Below are 22,517 nucleotides of genomic sequence, written 5' to 3'. Positions count from 1 at the left end.
CGGAATAACATATTTTTGCTATTTGTGAGGAAGAGAATAAGAGTTTTTTACAAGTTAGCTTGTGGGGAGAATTACAGAGAAGAGTTGGGATAAAGGATATATGAAAAAAGAGCTGTTTCATATTTGAAACAGCTCTTTAATTTATTAAGTACGACCTTATTTTGCATGCATGATTGCAGCCTGCGCCGCAGCCAAGCGAGCGATGGGCACGCGATACGGAGAACATGAAACGTAGTCCATACCCACTTTGTCGCAGAAGATAACAGAAGAGGGTTCTCCTCCGTGTTCTCCACAGATACCCAATTTGAGCTTGCTGTTGGTTGAACGTCCTTTTTGGGCTCCCATTTGAACCAATTGACCAACGCCTTCTTGATCCAATACGGCGAACGGATCGGTTTTCAAGATACCTTTCTTGATGTACTCCGGTAAGAATTTACCCGCATCATCACGAGAGTATCCGAATGTCATCTGGGTCAAGTCGTTCGTACCGAATGAGAAGAATTCGGCAACTTCAGCAATTTGATCGGCAGTCAAGGCGGCACGAGGAATCTCGATCATGGTTCCGACCATGTAATCCACTTTCACACCTTTCTCTGCAAATACGACATCTGCCGTGCAACGGATGATGTTTGCTTGTTGTTTTAATTCTTTCACAGTGCCTACAAGCGGAACCATGATTTCCGGTTTCGGGTTCAAGCCTTTTAATTTCAGGTTGCAGGCAGCTTCGATGATTGCCCGGGTTTGCATCTCGGTAATTTCCGGATAAGTAATCCCCAAACGGCAACCGCGGTGACCTAACATCGGGTTGAATTCGTGTAAAGCGTCTACTTTTTCTTTTACCTTTTCAACCGAAATGCCTAATTTCTCTGCCATGTATTTTTGAGATTCCGGTTCATTCGGGGTGAACTCGTGTAAAGGCGGGTCTAGCAAACGAATGGTAACTCCAAGTCCGTCCATGGCTTCAAGGATCCCCTCGAAATCGCTTCTTTGCATCGGGAGTATTTTGGCTAAAGCGATACGACGTCCTTCTTCCGTGTCGGAAAGGATCATTTCGCGCATGGCGTCAATACGGTCTCCCTCGAAGAACATGTGTTCCGTACGGCAAAGTCCAACACCTTTAGCTCCGAACTCACGAGCGGCTTTCGCATCGCGGGGGGTATCTGCATTGGTTCTTACATACATGCGGGTGTGTTTTTCGGCCAAGTCCATGATGGTCTTGAAGTCTTTGTCCAAGGCAGCTTCCGTGGTGGCAACTTTGCCAAGGTAAACTTCTCCCGTGGAGCCATTTAATGAAATCCAGTCACCTTCGTTAATAGTAACATTTTTCACCGTGAATGTACGTTTGTGGTAGTCTACCACGATTTCTCCGGCTCCGGATACACAGCATTTACCCATTCCGCGGGCAACGACTGCTGCGTGAGAGGTCATTCCTCCGCGGGCAGTAAGGATACCTTCGGATACGTTCATTCCACGTAAGTCTTCCGGAGAAGTTTCCAAACGAACCAGGATTACTTTCTCTCCTTTAGCTTTCCACTCTTCAGCTTCATCAGCAAAGAATACGACACGTCCGCAAGCGGCGCCCGGAGATGCGGGCAGACCTTTTGTCAATACTTTTGCTTTTGATTGGGACTCTTTATCGAATACGGGGTGAAGTAATTCATCCAGTTTTGCAGCTTCCAAACGAAGTAATGCGGTTTTCTCGTCGATCATGCCCTGTGCCAGCATGTCTACGGCCATTTTAACCATGGCAGTACCGGTACGTTTCCCGTTACGGGTTTGCAACATCCACAATTTACCATCTTGGATCGTAAATTCAAGGTCTTGCATATCGTGGAAATAATCTTCCAATTTTTGTTGTACAGCGTTCAATTCTGCGTAAGCACCCGGCATGGCTTCTTCCAATGAGGGGTATTTAGCTACCCGTTCTGCTTCAGAAACGTTTTGCATTTTAGCCCAACGGCGAGAACCTTCGATCGTGATTTCCTGTGGGGTACGGATACCTGCAACCACGTCTTCTCCCTGGGCGTTGATCAAATATTCTCCGTTGAAGATGTCTTCTCCGGTAGCAGCATCACGTGTGAAAGCAACTCCGGTAGCGGAATTGTTACCCATGTTTCCATAAACCATGGCTTGCACGTTTACTGCGGTTCCCCATTCTTCCGGGATTTGATTTAATTGACGATACAAAACAGCGCGTTCTGTCATCCATGAATCGAACACGGCGCAGATGGCTCCCCACAATTGCTCCCACGGGCAAGTCGGGAAATCTTTACCGGTTTTGTTTTTAACGACTGTTTTGAAGCGGCGAACAAGCTCTTGCAAGTCTTCTGCCGAGAATTCTGTGTCGTTAGTAATATTTTTTTCAGATTTTAATTTGTCGATTTCAACTTCAAACGGGTTGTGTTCGCCTTTTCCGGCTGCAACACCCATCACGACATCTCCATACATTTGTACGAAACGACGGTAGGAATCCCATGCAAATCTGGCGTTGCCTGATTTCTCTGCCACGATTTTAACAGCATCATCATTCATACCCAAATTCAACACGGTGTCCATCATACCCGGCATGGATACTCTGGCTCCGGAACGTACGGAAACCAAAAGAGGGAAAGCCTCTCCTTTTGATCCGAATTTGGCGTTCATTAATTTCTCTGTTGCGGTAATACCGGCTTTAACGTCATTTTCGATTAATTTGATCACGGCGTCTCTTCCTTCTTGATTGTAAAGGGTACAAACTTCTGTCGTGATCGTGAATCCTGCCGGAACAGGAACTCCGATGAGATTCATTTCGGCAAGATTGGCGCCCTTGCCTCCGAGCAGATTTTTCATGTCTGCTTTTCCTTCTGCTTTTCCGTCACCAAAGGTGTAAACGTACTTCGTACTCATAGTTCTGTTAGATTTTTGCGTTTACCTCCTGTCATTCAGGAGTGATTGTTTATAGATCATTCTTTTCTCAAAATTCTTGTCTTGGGGTGCAAAGATAGTTTTTTTTCTTGAATATATAAATAGGGAAAAATAGTTAAAATTTACGCAAACGTATGAAATTGATAACTTTTAGGGGGAAAATATGGGTGTGTATAAAAAATCATGGGTTGTTGTTAAATTCTAAACAAAGAAATGCTTATTTTCGCGAGTTGTTAATATTTTGTTTTAATATGAGATTTAAACCCGGAGGAAAACGATATAAGGACTACCCGACTTTTTTCAGGACTCTTTTTGATGAACGAGTTCAGAAGTTGTCGATAGATGGTGGTTTTACCTGTCCGAATCGGGATGGGAGTAAGGGTGTCGGGGGATGTACGTTTTGTAATAATGAGAGTTTCAATCCCGATTATTGTCGGGCGGTACAAGGGATTTCGGGACAGATTGAGGAGGGAATTCGTTTTTTTAGCCGTAAGTATAAGGGGCAGAGATATCTTGCTTATTTTCAGGCGTATTCCAATACATATGCACCTTTGGAGGTGTTGAAGCAGCGTTACGAAGAGGCTCTGTCGCATCCAATGATATCGGGTTTGGTGATCGGGACGCGTCCCGATGTGGTGAATGAGGAGGTGTTGGATTATTTGGAGGAGTTGGCGAAGCGATATTATGTTTGCGTGGAATACGGCGTGGAGTCTGTGAATGACGAGATTTTGCGTCGCGTGAACCGGGGGCATGATTTTGCTGTTGCGGAACGGGCTATTCGGGCAACGGCAGGTAGGGGTATCACTATTGGTGCACACTTGATCTTCGGGTTACCGGGAGAAAGCCGGGAATCCATGTTGGAGGGGGCAGTTCGTTTGTGCGAATTGCCGATTCATGTGTTGAAATTGCATCAATTACAAATCGTGAAGGGGACCCGCATGGCGGAACAATATGTCAATAATCCGGCTCTTTTTCAACTTTACACGTTGGAGGAGTATCTGGATTTTGTCGTGAAGGTTATCGAACGGGTACGACCGGAGGTTTATCTGGAACGTTTCGTGAACCAGTCTCCGGCGGAATATTTAATTGCCCCGCAATGGGGAATTAAAAATCACGAGTTTACGGCGAAGTTGGATAAACGCTTGGAGGAGTTGGATACGTGGCAGGGAAAAGAAAGATAAAAGTTAGAAGATAATAGATTCAATCAAAAATCTAAAATTAAAAATGGATAGAGTAGGACAAGAAAAGGTATATGAAACATTGGCTGCTTTGGGGGTGGAATTTGATTACGAGGAGCATCCTGCAGCTCCGACGATAGAGATAGCCAAACAGTACTGGAAGAATTTGGATAGTACGCATTGTAAGAATCTGTTTTTCCGGAATCATAAGGGAAATCGCCATTATTTGGTGATTCTTCAGTGTGATCATAGTTTTGCGATTCACGATATGGAGAAGATGTTGAAACAGGGTAAGTTGAGTTTTGCCTCGGAAGCTCGGATGGAAAAGTATCTGGGAGTGCGTCCCGGATCAGTGAGTCCTTTCGGTTTGTTGAATGATACCGAGCATCATGTGTATGTGTTTTTGGATAAACATTTGCAGGAAGCGAAAAAGTTGTCATTCCACCCGAATGATAATCATGCTTCGTTAGCGATAAAAGTGGAAGATTTCATTCGTTACATGGATTACGTGGGGAATGATTACGAATGGATAGAATTATATTAGTTATTTTTCATGAGCGAGTTATTTTTCAATTTTTAATTTTCAAATGATATGATGAGTGTAGCCCAGGCGGTAGAGGGAATAGTGAAACACAAGCCTTATTTGTCGGAATCTCTGGCAGCCGGAATTATAAATATCTCGGCATTGGCCCGGCAGATTCAAGAAGAGGTTGAGAAATTGTTAGGGAAACCGGTGAACGCGGGAGCGATCGTGATGGCTTTGAATCGGTTGGCCCCTTACTTACAGGTACGGGAGCAGGTGCAGTTGAACAAATTGCTGAACAATATGGGGGATATTATCCTGCGTAGTAATTTGTGCGACTATACATTCAAGAACTCGAACACGTTGATGGATTGCCATATCCGGGTGTTGAAGTCTATAGCTCGGAGGGATGAGGTGTTTTACACGATGGTACAAGGTGTTTTTGAAACGAACCTCGTCGTGAGCGAGGTGATGGAGAGTGTGGTGGACGATTATTTTCAGGATGAACAATGTGTTTTCAAGAAGAACGGATTGTCGTCAGTGACCTTGAAACTTCCCAAGGGAAATATCCTACAACCTGGTTTTTATTACTGTATTATGAAAGAATTATCTTGGGAAGGCATTAATTTGACAGAGGTCATTTCTTCCACCAACGAGTTTACTGTTGTCGTGGATAACTCGTTAATTGATAAAACGTTCGTGGTATTAAAAAATATTAGCCGGAAGTAATTGAAAATTGAAAGTTGAAAATTGAAAATGAAATAGATGAGTTTTCCGTTAAAAATACTAATTTTGCGAGGAATGAGTAATATAGGAGTTTAATAATGAAAATATGAGATTTGGAGGTGTTTTCATTTCCAATTTCCAATTTTCAACTTTCAATTGATAAAGACTATGTTTGAGAATCTATCGGAGAGGTTAGAGAAATCGTTTAAGATTTTAAAAGGACAGGGAAAGATCACCGAGATCAACGTGGCGGAGACGCTTAAAGAGGTGAGACGTTCATTGTTGGATGCCGACGTAAACTACAAGATTGCGAAAGAGTTTACGAATACGGTCAAGGAAAGAGCTTTGGGTATGAACGTGCTGACAGCCGTGAAGCCGGGTCAAATGATGGTGAAAATCGTTCACGATGAGTTGATCCAGTTGATGGGAGGAAGTCATGTTGATATTAATATAAAAGGTAATCCGGCAGTTATTTTGATGTCGGGTCTTCAAGGTTCCGGTAAGACGACGTTTTCCGGTAAGCTAGCTAATTTGCTGAAAACGAAGCGAGGCAAGCATCCCCTGTTGGTTGCGTGTGATGTGTATCGTCCGGCTGCAATCGAACAATTGAAAGTGCTTGGGGAGCAGATCGGGGTACCCGTGTATAGTGAAGAAGGGAATAATGATCCCGTGAAGATTGCCTTGAATGCGGTGAAGGAAGCCCGGGCCACGGGAAAGGACGTGGTGATTGTCGATACGGCAGGACGTTTGGCTATTGACGAACAGATGATGAACGAGATCGCTGCGATCAAGAAAGCGATTGATCCGGAAGAGACGCTTTTCGTGGTGGATGCCATGACCGGACAGGATGCGGTGAACACGGCGAAAGAGTTTAATGATCGTTTGAATTTTGACGGGGTGATTCTAACGAAGTTGGATGGTGATACCCGTGGTGGTGCTGCCTTATCAATCCGTACGGTGGTGAGCAAGCCGATCAAGTTTGTCGGAACGGGAGAGAAACTGGAAGCGCTGGATGTGTTCCACCCGGATCGTATGGCCGATCGTATCTTGGGTATGGGTGATATCGTGTCTTTGGTGGAAAAAGCACAAGAGCAGTTTGATGCGGAAGAGGCAAAGAAGTTACAGAAAAAGATAGCCAAGAATCAATTTAATTTTAATGACTTCCTGAGCCAGATTCAGCAAATCAAGAAGATGGGTAATATTAAAGACTTGGCGTCTATGATTCCCGGTGTCGGTAAAGCGTTGAAAGACGTGGATATTGATGACGATGCATTCAAGGGTGTCGAGGCTATTATTTATTCGATGACACCTGCGGAAAGGGAGAATCCGGATTTAATTAACGGTTCTCGCCGCAAACGTATAGCAACTGGTAGCGGAACCACTATTCAAGATGTGAATCGCTTGTTGAAACAGTTCGAGGAATCCAAGAAGATGATGCGGATGTTGTCCAAAGGTGGTAAGATGATGGGTAATGCTCCGATGAGAAGACGCTAAGAATTTAGAAATTCAGTGATTGGGTGATTGACGATTTTGTGATTGATGATTCTAATCACTGAATCATTGAATCGCCAATCTCAGAATCAAATAATTTAAAATTAATTAGATGGAAATTATTGACGGTAAAAAAATTTCAACACAAGTAAAGCAAGAACTTGCGGACGAGGTGGCTCGTTTCGTGGCAGAGGGGAAGAAAGTGCCTCATTTGGTTGCTGTACTTGTCGGAAATGACGGGGCTAGCGAGACATATGTCGCTAGTAAAGTGAAAGCCTGTCAGGCAGTAGGGATGAAAAGCTCGGAATTGCGTTATGGTAATGATATTACGGAAGAGCAATTACTGGAAGTTATTGACAAGTTGAACGAGGATCCTGATGTGGATGGGTTTATCGTGCAATTGCCTCTCCCAAAGCATATTTCCGAAGAGAAAGTTTTGAACCGTATCCATCCGGATAAGGATGTTGATGGTTTTCATCCTTGTAATGTGGGGCGGATGGTACTCGGTTTGCCGACCTATTTGCCGGCAACTCCAGCGGGTATTGTTGAATTGTTGACACGTTATAATATCCCGACAGAAGGTAAACATTGCGTTGTGATCGGTAGAAGTAATATCGTGGGGACTCCCATGGCAGTACTGATGTCCCGGAAGGCTAAAAATGCCAACTGTACCGTGACGTTGTGTCATAGTAGAACCGAGAACTTGAAGGAGATCACTCGTTTGGCTGATATTTTAGTCGTGGCGATAGGAGTTCCGCTTTTCCTGAAAGAAGATATGGTGAAAGAGGGGGCTGTTGTTGTGGATGTGGGAATTCACCGTATTCCTTCCGAGACAACAAAGAATGGTTGGAAGCTAGTGGGTGACGTGGATTATGATCACGTGGCGCCTAAATGTTCATATATTACTCCGGTGCCCGGTGGTGTGGGACCGATGACTATCGTGAGTCTGTTACAAAACACGATAAAGGCTTGTAAAGCCAAACATTAATAATTGAAAATTGAGAGTTGAAAATTGAAAATGAGAAATGATCTTTTATTTTTAATTTTCAATTCTCAATTTTGCCTTTTCAATTGATTCATGGTTCTTAATTATATCTGGATATTCTTTTTCGGGGCGGCATTCTTGGTTGCTCTTTGTAAATTGCTCTTCATGGGGGATACGGAGGTCTTTTCGGCCATCGTGAAGGCTACTTTCGATATGTCAAAAACGGGATTCGAGATTTCGTTAGGATTGACAGGAGTATTGACGTTATGGATGGGAATCATGAAGATTGGAGAGCGAGGAGGGGCCGTGAAAGTGATGTCGTGGTTGATTAGTCCTTTTTTTCGGAAATTATTTCCGGAATTACCTCCGGATAGTCCGGCATATGGCTCTATCATGATGAATATTGCCGCTAACATGCTGGGGTTGGATAACGCCGCTACTCCCGTTGGGTTAAGGGCCATGCAACAAATGCAAGAAGTGAACCCGCACAAAGATCGGGCTTCGAATGCACAAATCATGTTTTTGGTATTGAATACCTCGGGGTTGACAATCATTCCGGTTTCCGTTATGGTTTACCGGGCGCAGATGGGGGCAGCAAATCCAGCGGATATATTTATACCTATATTATTAGCTACTTATGTTTCCACGTTGGTCGGGTTGATTGCCGTGGCTATTTATCAACGGTTGAATTTGTTCAACCGGGTCGTGATGGCTTATTTGATAGGGGGAACATTGGCCGTGGGTGGCCTGATCTGGTATTTCTCCGGGCTGGATAAAGAGACCATTACAACGGTTTCAACTGTGGCTAGTAACGTGATCCTTTTTTCTATTATTGTAGCCTTTATCGGCATGGGGGCTTGGCGTAAGATAAACGTGTACGACGCTTTTATTGATGGGGCGAAAGAAGGCTTCTCGATAGCGATCAAGATTATCCCTTACTTGGTGGCGATTCTCGTGGCTGTTGGTGTATTCCGGGCCGCGGGTGCCATGGATATGTTGATGAACGGGTTGGAACGTTTGTGCCTGGCTTGCGGTCTGGATGCCGATTTTATACCTGCCCTGCCGACAGCGTTGATGAAACCTCTTAGCGGGAGTGGTGCCCGGGGCTTGATGATTGATACGATGAACTCGTTCGGGGCAGATTCCTTTGCCGGAAGGTTGGCATGTACATTCCAAGGAGCCACGGATACGACATTTTATATTATAGCCGTGTACTTTGGTGCGGTAGGAATAAAAAATACACGCTACGCAATTCCTTGCGGGTTGATTGCTGATTTGGCCGGGGTGATAGCTGCCTTGGTGATGGCATATATCTTTTTTGCGTAAATCGAAATAAAATCATTGTAGATTTCACTATATAAGTGGCTTTTTTGTATTATAATTGTTAAGTCAAATAATTAATGATTGTACTTGGTGCAAAATAGGGATGAGCAGTTTATAAAGCTGATTAATTCGAAACAGCCGGCGGCTTTTCGAGAGGTGTTCAACGAGTTTTATAATTCATTGGTTTATTTCGGTATGCGCTACGTGGAAAGGATGGAGATTGCGGAGGATTTGGTACAAGAGCTTTTTACGAACGTGTGGGAAAGCAAAACGCAATATGCTTCGTTTACTAGTTTCAAGACGTTTCTTTATACTTCGGTAAGAAATGCCGCATTGGATTATTTGAAACATAAGAGCGTGGAAGGAAAATATATTTCTTATACCTTGGAGCATCCCGAATCGGAAGAGGAATTGGAGACAAGGATTACAGAAGAAGAGATTTATCGTTTGTTTTTGAAAATACTGGAAGAGTTGCCGGAACGGCGTAAAATAATTTTTAAGTTACATTTGCAGGGGAAAAAGAACGAGGAGATTGCCAGATTATTACGTATATCGGTAGAAACGGTTAAGACTGCTAAGAAAGAGTCTGTCCGATATTTCAAAATGCGGCTAGGGAATGCTTTTTATGCGGTTTCGTTCATGTTGGGAGTCTAGGTTTCTAAAGAATAGGTTGTTTAAAAAAGTTAAATAAAGTGATTGTCAATCCCCCTTTTTATAATGGATGTCGTCTCATTTATAAAAAGAGGAACTATGTACGATTTCGATTATAAGATAGTAAAATTAATACAGCGATATTTTGCCGATGACCTTACTCCGGGGGAAGAGCAAGAGTTGAGAGAGTGGTTGGCTGGTTCTCACCGACATCAAGAGATATTCGATGCCATTCGTCAAGGCGAGAACTTGGAAGATCGGGAACGGGTTTGGAAGCAGACGAACAAGCAGCAGGCTTTAAATCATTTTGAGAAAAAAATCGGTTATCAGAGAAGGGTAATCGTACGTCGTTTGGTAAAGTATGCTGCTGTTGTCATGATTCCGCTTTTGGCTGTTTTATCTTGGCAATGGTTGAATGATGAGGAGAAAGTTTTGCATGAAGCCCCCGTGGCTATTCAACCGGGGCGTATGCAAGCGACCTTGACGTTGGAGGATGGGGCAGGGATTCCGTTAAATCGTGTAGGTGATGAAGGATTTTCAATTTCACAATCCGGGGCCCGAATTCGTAACACGATGAACGGGATTGTTTATACCGATACGATTAACACATCCGGGATAACGAGTTTTAACCGATTGAAAACTCCTCGTGGGGGAGAGTATAACGTGACGCTTTCGGATGGGACTAAAGTATATTTGAATGCCGCATCCGATTTGAAATATCCGGTCGTGTTTGATAAGGACTGCCGGGAGGTTTATCTCTCGGGGGAAGCTTATTTTGAAGTGGCAAAGGATTCCAAACGTCCGTTCTACGTGGTGATAGATGCTGTTAAGATTGAGGTTTACGGTACGTCTTTTAATGTAAACACGCACTATAATAATCAGGTTCAAACTGTTTTGATTTCCGGGAAAATCGGGGTAAAGGGAAATGAATCCGGGCTTTATAAAGTGGCTCCTTCTGAATTGGTTGAATTCACGTCTGATGGGAAATTTATTCGTCAGGAAAAGGTGAATGTCTTGCCTTATATAGCTTGGAGAGACGGACAATTTATTTTCGAGAACGAGAGTCTGGAACAAATCATGAGTACATTGTCGTTGTGGTATGATGTTGACGTGTTTTATGCCAGCGAAAAGCTGAAAGCACACAAGTTCACGGGACACATGAAGAAATACGAGAATATAAATACAATATTGGATGCAATAAGTAAAATTATGGAGGTGAATTTTATTATTAAAGATAAAACAATTACGGTGATGAAATGAAAAACGGAAAGTGTTCCACCACTTCCCGTTATTCTAGAATGCCTTGGTATTGTTCCACCAATCCCGAAGGCGAATACTAATGATTAATTTACAAATATATGGAAAAAAGTCGATTATGTCCTCATCTGTTTCCAAGGATAGGACGAAAAATTTTTCTGGTTATGAAGTTATGTTTATCTCTATTGTTCTTTTTTACTTTTACGTTGACTGCTAACGTGCGGGCTCAACAGGAAAAGGTGAATTTGAATTTAAAAGATGTATCTATCAAAACTTTATTTGAGGAGATACAACGACAGACCGATCTTTATTTTGTGTTTAGTGCGGAACAAACACAAAAGTTGGGTTTGTTTACGGTGAAAGCAAAAGATGAGAATCTGGAGAGTGTGTTAAAGCGAATTTTCGCTAACACGGGATTCGTATATGAATTTAATAAAGATTTGATTATCGTACGTCCGGCAAAGGAGGCCGATCAGGCAAGAAAGGAGATTCGGGTGGTAGGACAGGTGACGGACGAGAAGAAACACCCGCTACCCGGGGTTACTGTGCAATTGAAAGGTTTGCAAATGGGTACGGCTACGGATAAGGATGGGAAATACGCGATTCGTTTCTTAGAAACGGATAGGGATATGATATTAGTCTATTCTTTTATCGGGATGGAGTCACAAGAGATTAAATACACGGGGAAAGATACGATTGATGTGGTGTTGAAGGAATCTGTGGCGATGCTGGAAGAGGTGGTGATTAATACCGGTTACCAGAAGATTGATGCCCGCAAGAGTACGAGCGCTATCACCACGATCAAGGCCGAGGATATTATTACTCCCGGTTTGCAGACGATCGACCAGATGTTGGAAGGATACGTGCCGGGTATGATCTTTATGCAAAATACCGGACAGATCGGTGCTGCCCCTCGTTTGAGAATTCGTGGTACTTCTACGGTGTTGGGATCTCAGGAACCGCTTTGGGTGGTGGATGGAGTTGTGGTGCAGGATCCGGTAAATGTGGATCCGAAAGATATCAATGATTTGGATTTTGTGAATTTATTGGGTAATGCTATTTCTGGTTTGAATCCTGAAGATATCGAGCAGATAGACGTTCTGAAAGATGCTTCAGCCACGGCGATTTATGGCAAGGAGGCGGCTAACGGTGTTATCGTGATCACGACCAAGAAAGGAAGACAAGGCCCGCCGACAGTTACCTATTCGCTTTCCGGTTCATTTATTCAACGTCCGAGTTATAATGACAAGAGCGTGAATATGATGAATTCTAAGCAAAGAATTGATCTTTCTCGGGAGATGATCGAGAAACGTATGGGTTTCCCGTCGGTTGATACATGGGTAGGATATGAAGCGGCCTACAGGGACTATATGAATGGTCGGCTTAGTTATGATGAATTTGAGCAAAAGGTTGGATATTATGAGACATTAAATACAGATTGGTTTGATATTTTGATGAAGGATGCTTTTTCTCATAAACATACATTGAGTCTCTCTGGAGGTTCTTCTTCTTTACGTTATTATGCTTCTTTGGGCTTAAATAGTACAGAAGGTAATGTCCGGGGAGAGTTGAATCGAGGGTATACGACTAGTGTTAATATTTCTGGTAATTTCGATAAATTCACGGTGACTTTTGGTTTGCAAGGAAATGTTTCAAAGAAGAAATATACTCCAAATGATGTAGGGATTACTGAATTTGCGTATAATACAAGTAGAGCCGTTCCTGCCTATAATCCGGATGGAAGTTACTGGTATTATTCTAAAGAAAAAGTTATTGATGAGTCTGAATTACCGACATATTTTCCAGTGAATATGCTGGAAGATCGGGATAACGCTTCTCAGGAAATTAACCAGAATGGTTTAACCTTCCAGACGACTGTAGATTATCAGATTTTTCCGACTTTAAAGGTCGGTGTACTATTGTCGTATGCTTTTTCGAATTCGACAAATGCAACCTGGCATGGAGAGAATTCTTATTATGTGAGAAGTTTAGCCAAGTCTTACGGTAATACGGAAGCTAATTTTAAGAAATATAGTGTTTTGCCTATAGGGGGAGAAATGAAAGAAAGTCGTACGGATCGTAATGCCTATACGGTGCGGGGGCAAGTCGAGTATAAAGAAGCGTTAGATAGGGATGAAAATCATATTTTTAATGTAAATGCGGGAGGTGAGATTAAATCCAATAAGTATAATACGTATGCTAAAACAACACGAGGCTATATGAAAGATAGAAGTATGATCGTTGCGTCTGTTGATTTTGCCGAATATCCAGCATATTTAGAGTGGATGAGGACGACGGCTGCTTTGGGCCAATATATAACTCAGACCTCTCGTGATGTTTCTGTGTTTTTGACCACCGGATACAGTTATAAAAATATTTATAATTTCAGTTTTAACGCTCGTGCCGATTTTTCAAATGAATTTGGAAGTCGGGCGAAAGAGAAGTTCTTCCCGATATGGGCAATTTCAGGACGTTGGAATTTGTCGGAGAATGTGTTGAAAAACGTATCATGGATTAATGATCTTTCTATACGGGCTTCTTTTGGATATCAGGGGAATGTGCCCCAGGTGTCACCTAGATTAGTGATTAAGAGAGCGGGTACGAGTAGTCTTTTCAATGAGTTGTATTCTTCTGTTGTTCAATTCCCGAACCCAGACTTGAAATGGGAGAAAACTTCGAATACGAACGTAAGTGTTGATTTCTCGTTGTTGAAAAGAAAAGTAAATGGATCAGTATCTTATTATTATAGAAAAACAACGGATGCATACATGCAAAAAAGTGTTTCGGAGGTGAATGGAGTCAAGGGATACATCGTAAACCAAGGAACAATCACAAATCAAGGTGTTGAAATTTCATTGAATTTTACGCCAATCAATACAATGGGTGCTGATGGTAAAGGCTTTAGATGGCGTTTTGATCCTCAGCTAGGACAAGTGATGAATAAATTAATTGATAAAGCTGTGAAAACTAAAGATAAATCCGTTCGGGATGATGATGATATCACTTATTCTGATTATTTGAATGGTACGGTACAGACTGTAAAACGTTCTTTGAACGGTTTTTACTCTTATCGTTTTTTAGGGCTAGACCCGAAAGATGGTCGGCCGATGTTTCCTAATTTAGAACAAGTGATTGGTGAAGGTGATGATGCCGTTGACTATGGAGAACAGTTTAAATTAATGACTAATGAAGAGCGTTATATGTCTGTTATGAAGTATTCCGGGACACGGGTTCCTTTTTTGCAAGGAGGTATATTAAATAGTTTTTCGTATAATCGTTTTACCCTTTCAATCAATTTGTCATATAGTATTGGTTCTAAAATTAGATTATTAAAATTATATCCGAATGTTTCTGGGAGTAATTCGACATTAGCCCCTAGTCCGATGGAAAACGCTCGTAATGAGTTTTTGGATCGTTGGAGGAAGCCTGGAGATGAACTAAATACGAAAATTCCAGGAATATTGGATAATTCTGAGTTTATGCTTACGGTTGGTTCATTCCCTTGGTGGAAAAAATCTGCTTATAATGAAACGGTGAATCGAAAGATAATAGCTGAGAATATTTGGCAGATGTATGATTACTCGGATATTCGGGTAGTAAGTGGAGATTATTTGAAAATTCAGAATATCTCGTTACGTTATAATTTACCAGAGGCTATTTGTAAAAAAGTTCGGATGAGGTCTGCTTATGTTTCTCTGGTCGGAACGAATTTGCATACCTTCTGTAATAAGAAGTTAAAAGGTCAGGATCCGACCACGCAATCGGGAAGTGCTTCTACGATTTCAATGTCGATACGTCCGACTTATTCGTTTAGTTTGAATGTTTCATTTTAAAGAATTGGAATATGAATAAGATATATTTATACGTGATTGCTTTACTTTTAGTAGTCTCGTCTTGTGGGGATTTTTTGGAAGAAGCTTCTCAGAATTTGACTTATGTTGAGTCCACGCAAGATTTTGATGAATTACTGATTGGAAATGGATACTTGCAAAAACAGAGAACAGGAGATCCATATCGTTTTGCTTGGTTAGACGTGATGGATGATGATGTAACGCATTTTTTATCAAAAGCACCGTCGGAGTTTGCGACGGTAATGTTCAATAGTACAAGAGAATTTTATAAATGGAGTTCTTATCCTTTTAATGATGATCGACCTAATTTTTATGATGGATCTAAGGGGTGGGCTAGGATCTATGAGTGTATAGCAATTGTTAATGTCATCTTGGGTGAAATTGATCGATTTAAGGGTGAAAAAGAATATAACCGGATAAAAGGAGAGGCTTTATTCCTAAGAGGTTTTTACTATTTTTATTTAGTTAGTATTTGGGGGCATCCCTATAATATTGCTACGGCTTCAACAGATTTGGGTGTACCAATTAAATTAACAGATTACATAGAAGATAAGGGTTTTCATCGGAATAGCGTAAAGGAATGTTATGAACAAATAGCTAAGGATGCTAAGGAAGCTATTGCTTGTTTGGAAGGAGTTGTGCAACCGTCGACCCGGAGAGCCAATCAGAATGCCGCTCGGGCTTTACTAGCTAAGACTTATTTATGTATGGGTGAAAATCAATTAGTCGTGGAGCAGTGTGATTCTATCCTAGAAGCACCGGGAGATTTGGTTTTGATTGATTTGAACACGATAGCTATTAGTGCTTATGCTACTTTACAACGTAAGCAAACATCAAGCGAATGTATTTTTACTAATAGTTATGGGCCGACAGTATTTCAGTATTCACAAGAATCTATAGCGGCTTCTTCAGGGCTATTGGCCTGTTATGACGCAATTAATGATTTACGTTTCAACACGGGAAAAGATTCGCATTTCTTCAAATACTATTTGGGAAATTACTTTGGTCAGGTAAAGGCTGGGAATAATGAAGTACATACAATTAGTCTATTACTTCCGGAGGTGTATTTGAATAAGGCAGAGGCTCTAGCGATGTTAGATAAACCTAATGAAGCTATTGAAGTGTTACAAAAATTACGTGAAAAGCGAATGAGTGATGTGGGAACGATTAATTTAACAGGAGAGGATTTAATGAAATTTATCCGGGATGAACGCCGTCGAGAACTTTGTTTCACGGGACAACGTTGGTTTGATTTGAAGCGCTATGCCGTCCATTCAAAATATCCGCAGAAAACGAAGATTGAGCATCCTTATTACGAATGGACTGGAAGTGCAACACTTGTTAAAACGTATGTGCTTGATGAGTATCCCGGTGATGGAGGGTGGTTGATGCCTTTCCCTGCGGATGCTATTATTGCAAATGAAGGAGCGTTGGTAAATAATGTTCGTCCGGAAAGATAGGTCTTGGAAACGATTAATAGGTAGAATATGAAAACGAAAATATTATATTTAGGATATATAGTCATGATATTCTTCTTGGGAGGGTGTTATCATGAGAGTGAATTAAAGCAGTCATATTTTGATGAGAACTGGTATGTTCTTCAGGATTCGGACGATCCTTTGGATCACCAGAGATATTTGATATACAAAGAAACCGGTATCCCGATTTTTTATAATGATACTATTGGAAGTCAGAATCGGGGTGTAGATGCTTTTGGAGATCCGGTCATTTATCATGAAGTGCTTCATCCCGACTACACGATAACATCTATGTTTCGTGTGTCAACTTATGAGTTGAGTGATCAGCGTGAGGATTTATTAATAGGAGTGAGATTTATACAGGATCGGATCATTCCTGAATTGATTTCTCCTTTGATGTATCCGCGTTGTTTCCTACTTGTGAATAAGTTAACACGGTCGAATGTTTCTTCGTATGAGGCAAATTGTTTTCAAGGAATGATGACAACACTTGTTTCCCACGTGGAAAAATTGAAGAATATGGATGAATTGCAATTACGTCGATTAGCTATGGAGGTCGTGGGTGAACAAATTGGATCCTATTTAGCAGATAGTTGTAGAGTGGAATTGGAGAATTTTTATAACGTGTGTCGGAAAGAGATTAATCCCAATAGTTCGACATATAATTTTAGATTAACTGCATCATCAGTACCTAAAATGGCTCCGGTTGAGAATTACGGTTTTTTGTCTATAAATCGACTTGAAATGAATAATGCATACTCTTGTATGACTGTATCTGAAAAGCGAGACGTAATGGATTACGTGACCGAAGTCTACATGAATGACGATGTTGCTTTTAAAGAAAAGTATAAAAATTATCCTTACGTGTTGAGGAAATTTGATTTGATGAAGAAAGTGGTGGCGGATATGAAAGCCCGGTTAAAATAGTGGTGGATTTATTGATGTGATGTGTTTTTCAAGGTGTTATCCTCGTGATAACACCTTGAAAATAGGAATCTTTGTGTCGTAGAGAGGGATGTTTGTTACGATAAATATAAAATAGTATGTATGAAAAAATGGATTGTATGGTGTGTCCTCTTGGTAGGTGTCCTCTCTTTTCCTTGCACCCTTGAAGGGGCAGTTCGGGAAAAGAAGAAGCGTGTGCCTAAAGAGGAGAAAGTTGAATTAAGCGAATACGATAAATTATTCAAGGGGAAAAGGTATGAAAGTGCGGTTGGGGAATTCGTGGCTGTTCATAAAATGGATGGGAAATTGTATATCGAATACCCGTTAAGATTGCTTGGGCGGGAGTTACTGTTGGCATCGACAACAACCTCTTCCACGGATCATACGGTGTGTACGAATGGGTTCAAGGAAAATACCCCGTTGCATATCCGGTTTACCTTAAAGGACGGTTCCATACAGTTAAGGAAAGTCAACGCTTTGTATGAGACCGAATCGGATAAAGCGGAAGTTCGTCAGGCTATACGGCAGAATTTTAATGATCCAGTGATTGCCACTTACAAGATATTGGCCTACACGCCGGATAGCCTTGCCGTGGTATTCGAGATGACGGGGATATTCCTGAATGAAGAACCTCAGCTATCCCCGATCCCGCAAGAAAGCGGGGTGATGAGGGTGACTGCAGCTTATACGAGTAATTTGTCTTCGATTAAAGAGGTGAAAGCGTTTAAGGACAATATGTCCGTGAAGTCACAATTGAATTATACTTACACGGTAGCCCGTGATCGGTTGGCTCTTGTGAAAGATCAACCGTTGACCGTGGAGGTTACCCGGACATTGCTTTTGCTGCCGGAACAGAAAATGAAACCTCGTTTATCCGATTCAAGGATAGGAACGTTTTTAACCATAAAACGTTATTTGTCTGAGAGTGGGGAAGCCATTGGAAAATATTCGTACGCCAATCGCTGGCGTTTGGAGCCGAAAGACGAGGAGGCGTATTTATCTGGCGAATTGACGGAACCCGTGAAACCGATCGTTTTTTATATTGATCCACTTTTCCCGGAAGCGTGGAAAAATCCGATACGGGAAGGGGTGTTAAAGTGGAATAAGGCTTTCGAGAAGATTGGATTTAAAAATGTGATGCAGGTGAGGGATTTTCCCACGGATGATCGTTCCTTTGATCCGGATAACTTGAAATATTCCTGTATCCGCTACGTGCCGACGGCCGTGGCAAATGCTATGGGACCTTCGTGGGTTGATCCTTCAACGGGAGAGATTTTGAATGCCAGCGTGTTGATATATAATGACGTGATCAAGATGATCCGGAACTGGCGTTTTGTTCAGACGGCACAAGTGGACCCCTCCGTGAGGGGAAAAGAACTCCCGGTGGCGATATTGAACGAGTCATTGAGTTATGTGGTTTCTCATGAAATCGGGCACTGTCTCGGTCTGATGCACAACATGGCGGCTTCTGCTGCCTATCCGGTAGATTCGTTACGTTCTGCGAGTTTTACCCGGAAATATGGGACAACCCCCTCGATTATGGATTACGCTCGTTTTAATTACGTGGCACAACCGGGGGATCAAGGGGTGAAGTTGACTCCTCCCGATTTTGGGGTTTATGATGAGTTTGTGATTCGTTGGTTATACACCTCTTTTGAGACCTCCGCGACGATATGGGATGAAGCTCGAACTCTGGAAGCGTGGGTGGATGAAAAGGCAAATGACCCGATGTATCGTTACGGTCGTCAACAAGTCATGGGGCGTTACGATCCTTCGGCTTTAGAGGAGGATTTGGGAGATGATCCTCTGAAAGCGGGAGAATACGGGATACAGAATTTGAAATACATCCTTTCCCGGTTGAACGAATGGATCACGGATGATCCGACAGCAGAGTATCGCCGACAATTGTATGATCAGATGGTGAGTCAATATTATCGTTATATACGGAACGTGATGTATAATATCGGGGGGGTATATCTTTCTGATGCAAAGGAAGATTCCCGGTATAAGCGACATCAATCCGTGTCTAGGGAAATACAGAAAGCTTCTGTCGCGTGGGTGTTGTCTCAACTAAAGAATTCGACCTGGATAGATGATCCGGAGGTATTGCGAAAATTGCCTTTAGGGATGACACCTTCGGTAACGCTTGCGGAGACATTGGGGAAACAGTTATTCTTACTTTACAAGCAGGTAACACTCTCGGCTTCCCTCTCTGATGACCCTTATACCGTGGAGGAGTATCTCGATGATCTCTACCGGGATGTGTGGGAAAGTGCAATTCAAAACAGGCGATTGACCACGATTGATATGATATTACAGTCTCAATCGCTGGCTCCTTTAAGCGAGCAAGTAAAAACGATCGGGGGTAAACGGGTGGGATTATCCCTGGCGGATATATATTGTTACGGGTTGGACCCGACTGGAATGACGGACCGGTATATCGGTTCTTTGAGAGCCGTGGAGCGGGAAGAGAGTTTAACAGGTTTCGGTTCCGGGTACGGTTGGCAACGGGTCTTGGACACGCAAGCCATGGAAGAGGCTCCGGCTTATTATTTGGAGATGTTGATGAAAATAAAGGACTTGTTGGAATCCCGAATGGAAACTTTTGTCGGGGAAGATCAGCCTCATTATCAGGCGATGCTTTTCGCCGTGAAACAAGTTTTGGGTAAACAGGCACAAAAGAATTGATTATGCGAAAATGGATAATATATAATCTGGTTCTTGTCTTTTTGTTGGGATGTTTCGACCTTTCGGCTTCATCGGTCGGGAGAAAAAAGCGAAAAGACAAAAAAGAGACCGTGCAACCGGGAAAGTACGAGAAGTTGTTTCAAAATAAGAGTTGCACGACCGTTTCAAGCCGTTTTATGACGTTGCACAAGATGGACGGGAAATTGTATTTCGAACTCCCGTTGAAATGGCTAGGGAAAGAGATGTTACTGGCCTCTACGGTCACGAAAACGAGTGATAACCTGGCTGCCGTGTGCGGCTATTCACCGAGTGCGGGGATACATTTTCGTTTCGTTTTGCAAGATAGTACGATACAGATGAGGCAGGTTGCGGCTTCTGTCACCGTGGATCAGGAAAACGAGCGAATGCGTCAGGTGGTGGAACAGGGATATGATGACCCGGTTTTGTATGGATATAAAGTGTTGGCTTACAACCGAGATAGTTCGGCTATCGTTTTTGAAGTTACTTCACTGTTCACTTCCGATGTTGCCACTCTATCGCCGATTGTCCCGGCTTCCGGGCAATACCGGATCAAGGGAAGTATGAATCCCTCGCTTTCTTTACTGGGAGATATCAAGGCTTTCGAGAATAATGTCACGATCGGCTCATCTTTATCTTATTCGGTAAATGCTTATTTCTTTGTTTTTCAAGTGATGAAGCAAGTGCCCGTGTCGGTGGAAGTTACCCGTACGTTGATGATGTTGCCCGAGGAAAAGATGCGCCCTCGTTTGTCGGATTCCCGTTTGGGTGTTTTCTTGACCGAGAAAAAGCACATTCCCGCGGATGGGAAAGAGATACAGCCTTATTCAATTGTGCGTCGTTGGAAAATAGAACCTCTGGATATGGAGGCTTATCGGCGGGGTGAATTGACAGAACCCGTGAAACCGATCGTGATGTACGTGGATGATCATTTCCCTGAAAATTGGAAGGCCCCGATCAAGAAGGGAATATTACGGTGGAACCGTGCGTTCGAGAAAATTGGTTTCAAAAACGTGATACAAGTGCGGGATTTCCCGACCGACGATCCTTCTTTTGATCCTGATAATCTGAAATATTCCTGTGTCCGTTACCTCCCTTTTACTTTGGAGGAGAGTGTTGGCCCGTTTTGGGTTGATCCCTCGTCGGGGGAGATATTAAATGCCCGGATATTGATTTTTAACGATGTAGTGAAGGCCATAAATACTTGGCGTTTTGTTCAGACGGCTCAAATTGATCCTTCCGTGCGGGCTAGGAAAATGCCGGATGCGATCGTTGAAGAGTCTTTGGAGCAAATGGCGGCGCAAGCGATGGGAAATTGTCTGGGATTAATGAATAACATGGCGGCTTCCCATGCTTTCCCCGTGGATTCGTTACGCTCCGTGACATTTACCCGGAAATATGGTATAACACCTTCTATCATGGATAAGGTGCGTTATAATTATGTGGCTCAGCCGGAAGATAAAGGGGTGGTGTTGACACCCCCGGATTTGGGAGTTTATGATGAGTTCGTGATCAAATGGCTTTACTCGTTACTACCGGAGGTTGCTTCTGTTCAGGAAGAAGCCCGGATGCTGGAATCTTGGGTAGACGAGAAGGTCGACAATTCGCTCTATCGGTACGGGAAACGGCAGTGGATGAGTGCTTATGATCCTTCGGCGTTAGACGAGGATTTGGGTGACGATGCCCTGAAAGCGGGAGATTATGGTATTGCGAATTTAAAATATATCGTTCCCCGGATGAAAGATTGGATAGATCGAGATGCGACTGCCGAACAACGCCGGGCGTTGTACGAGGGAATAACTCAGCAATACGAACGTCTTTTGAACAATGCGATCGCTAATGTCGGGGGAATCTACTTGAACGAGGCCAAAGACGGAACTCCTGTTGATCGCTTCCGTCCGGTACCCCGGGAGATACAGAAAGCTTCCGCTCAATGGGTGTTACGCCAGTTGCGGGAAAGTGAGTGGTTGGACGATCGGGATTTACTGGATAAATTCTCGTTGAGTCTGCCGGAATCATGGCGAATTCGTTCAAAGGTGGTTTCCCGCTTGTTGTCCCGGAAATCTTACGTGGCTCTTTCCGCTCATCTGGCGGATGAACCCTACCCGATGGCCGAATTTATGGAAGATGTGTATCGAGAAGTATGGAAAGCCGTCTTGAACGGGGAGAAGTTGTCCCCGATTGATCGAATGATGCAGGTGGATTGGATGGATGTATCCCGTTTCCGGTTGGAGATGATGGGAGGGAAACAATTCACGTCGGCTAATACCTTGTTGGCAGACCCGGTAAATCTCTCCGCTTTCGGAACCGGATACGGGTGGCAGGAAGTGGTTTCAACCCGGGTACTTGAGAATGAAGGAATCTATTTTTACAAGTTCATGCGGGAGTGTCGGGAAATGTTGGAAGAGAGAGTTCTTCTGGCTCCGGCAGAAGATCGTCCCCATTACCGGGCGATGCTTATGATGGCAAATAAAATATTGGAAGGAAATATATAAAAAT

Annotated in this window: 14 protein-coding genes; 13 read left to right on the top strand and 1 reads right to left on the bottom strand. The window is 42.8% G+C overall.

Features of this window, described 5'->3' with window-relative positions; all coding sequences use genetic code 11:
• Positions 1-156 precede the first annotated feature (156 nt).
• Positions 157-2,886 carry a pyruvate, phosphate dikinase gene (ppdK, locus tag DWW52_RS06150; RefSeq protein WP_118714594.1) on the bottom strand — a complete coding sequence of 910 codons (2,730 nt, stop codon included), beginning with the start codon at positions 2,884-2,886 and terminating at the stop codon, positions 157-159.
• 269 nt (positions 2,887-3,155) lie between these two features.
• Between ppdK and DWW52_RS06145 the strand changes: the two genes are divergently transcribed.
• From DWW52_RS06145 to DWW52_RS06085, 13 genes are all read left to right on the top strand, one after another.
• Positions 3,156-4,085 (top strand): TIGR01212 family radical SAM protein, encoded by a 930-nt coding sequence (locus DWW52_RS06145; protein WP_118714973.1) that lies wholly within the window; start codon positions 3,156-3,158, stop codon positions 4,083-4,085.
• A 43-nt stretch (positions 4,086-4,128) separates the two neighbouring features.
• Entirely contained in the window at positions 4,129-4,626 is a 498-nt protein-coding gene (locus tag DWW52_RS06140; protein WP_118714593.1) for a prolyl-tRNA synthetase associated domain-containing protein, read from the top strand.
• Positions 4,627-4,674: 48 nt separating this feature from the next.
• Positions 4,675-5,334 (top strand): aspartate kinase, encoded by a 660-nt coding sequence (locus tag DWW52_RS06135; protein WP_118714592.1) that lies wholly within the window; start codon positions 4,675-4,677, stop codon positions 5,332-5,334.
• A gap of 165 nt (positions 5,335-5,499) precedes the next feature.
• A complete protein-coding gene (ffh, locus tag DWW52_RS06130; RefSeq protein ID WP_118714591.1) occupies positions 5,500-6,825 on the top strand; it encodes a signal recognition particle protein in 1,326 nt (441 codons plus the stop codon).
• 109 nt (positions 6,826-6,934) lie between these two features.
• Complete coding sequence (gene folD, locus DWW52_RS06125) at positions 6,935-7,810, top strand: bifunctional methylenetetrahydrofolate dehydrogenase/methenyltetrahydrofolate cyclohydrolase FolD (RefSeq protein ID WP_118714590.1); 876 nt, start codon at positions 6,935-6,937, stop codon at positions 7,808-7,810.
• A 90-nt stretch (positions 7,811-7,900) separates the two neighbouring features.
• The gene (locus DWW52_RS06120) at positions 7,901-9,133 is read left to right on the top strand and encodes a nucleoside recognition domain-containing protein (RefSeq protein WP_118714589.1); all 1,233 of its coding nucleotides are present in this window, start codon (positions 7,901-7,903) and stop codon (positions 9,131-9,133) included.
• 87 nt (positions 9,134-9,220) lie between these two features.
• The gene (locus DWW52_RS06115) at positions 9,221-9,784 is read left to right on the top strand and encodes an RNA polymerase sigma-70 factor (protein ID WP_158582502.1); all 564 of its coding nucleotides are present in this window, start codon (positions 9,221-9,223) and stop codon (positions 9,782-9,784) included.
• A gap of 96 nt (positions 9,785-9,880) precedes the next feature.
• On the top strand, positions 9,881-11,041 hold the full coding sequence (locus DWW52_RS06110) for a FecR family protein (protein WP_158582501.1): 1,161 nt from the start codon (positions 9,881-9,883) through the stop codon (positions 11,039-11,041).
• A 161-nt stretch (positions 11,042-11,202) separates the two neighbouring features.
• The gene (locus DWW52_RS06105) at positions 11,203-14,871 is read left to right on the top strand and encodes a SusC/RagA family TonB-linked outer membrane protein (protein WP_118714586.1); all 3,669 of its coding nucleotides are present in this window, start codon (positions 11,203-11,205) and stop codon (positions 14,869-14,871) included.
• Between the two features lie 11 nt (positions 14,872-14,882).
• Positions 14,883-16,349, top strand: coding sequence for a RagB/SusD family nutrient uptake outer membrane protein (locus tag DWW52_RS06100; protein ID WP_118714585.1), 1,467 nt, complete (start codon positions 14,883-14,885; stop codon positions 16,347-16,349).
• A 27-nt stretch (positions 16,350-16,376) separates the two neighbouring features.
• Positions 16,377-17,294 carry a hypothetical protein gene (locus DWW52_RS06095; protein WP_148315335.1) on the top strand — a complete coding sequence of 306 codons (918 nt, stop codon included), beginning with the start codon at positions 16,377-16,379 and terminating at the stop codon, positions 17,292-17,294.
• Positions 17,295-17,414: 120 nt separating this feature from the next.
• The gene (locus tag DWW52_RS06090) at positions 17,415-20,000 is read left to right on the top strand and encodes a zinc-dependent metalloprotease (protein ID WP_118714583.1); all 2,586 of its coding nucleotides are present in this window, start codon (positions 17,415-17,417) and stop codon (positions 19,998-20,000) included.
• A 2-nt stretch (positions 20,001-20,002) separates the two neighbouring features.
• Positions 20,003-22,513 (top strand): zinc-dependent metalloprotease, encoded by a 2,511-nt coding sequence (locus DWW52_RS06085; protein WP_118714582.1) that lies wholly within the window; start codon positions 20,003-20,005, stop codon positions 22,511-22,513.
• The last annotated feature ends 4 nt before the right edge of the window (positions 22,514-22,517 follow it).

It is taken from the genome of Odoribacter sp. AF15-53, from assembly GCF_003479425.1.
Taxonomy (GTDB): domain Bacteria; phylum Bacteroidota; class Bacteroidia; order Bacteroidales; family Marinifilaceae; genus Butyricimonas.
Note: the sequence above shows the minus strand (reverse complement) of the source record. Positions and strands in the feature narration are given on the sequence as shown.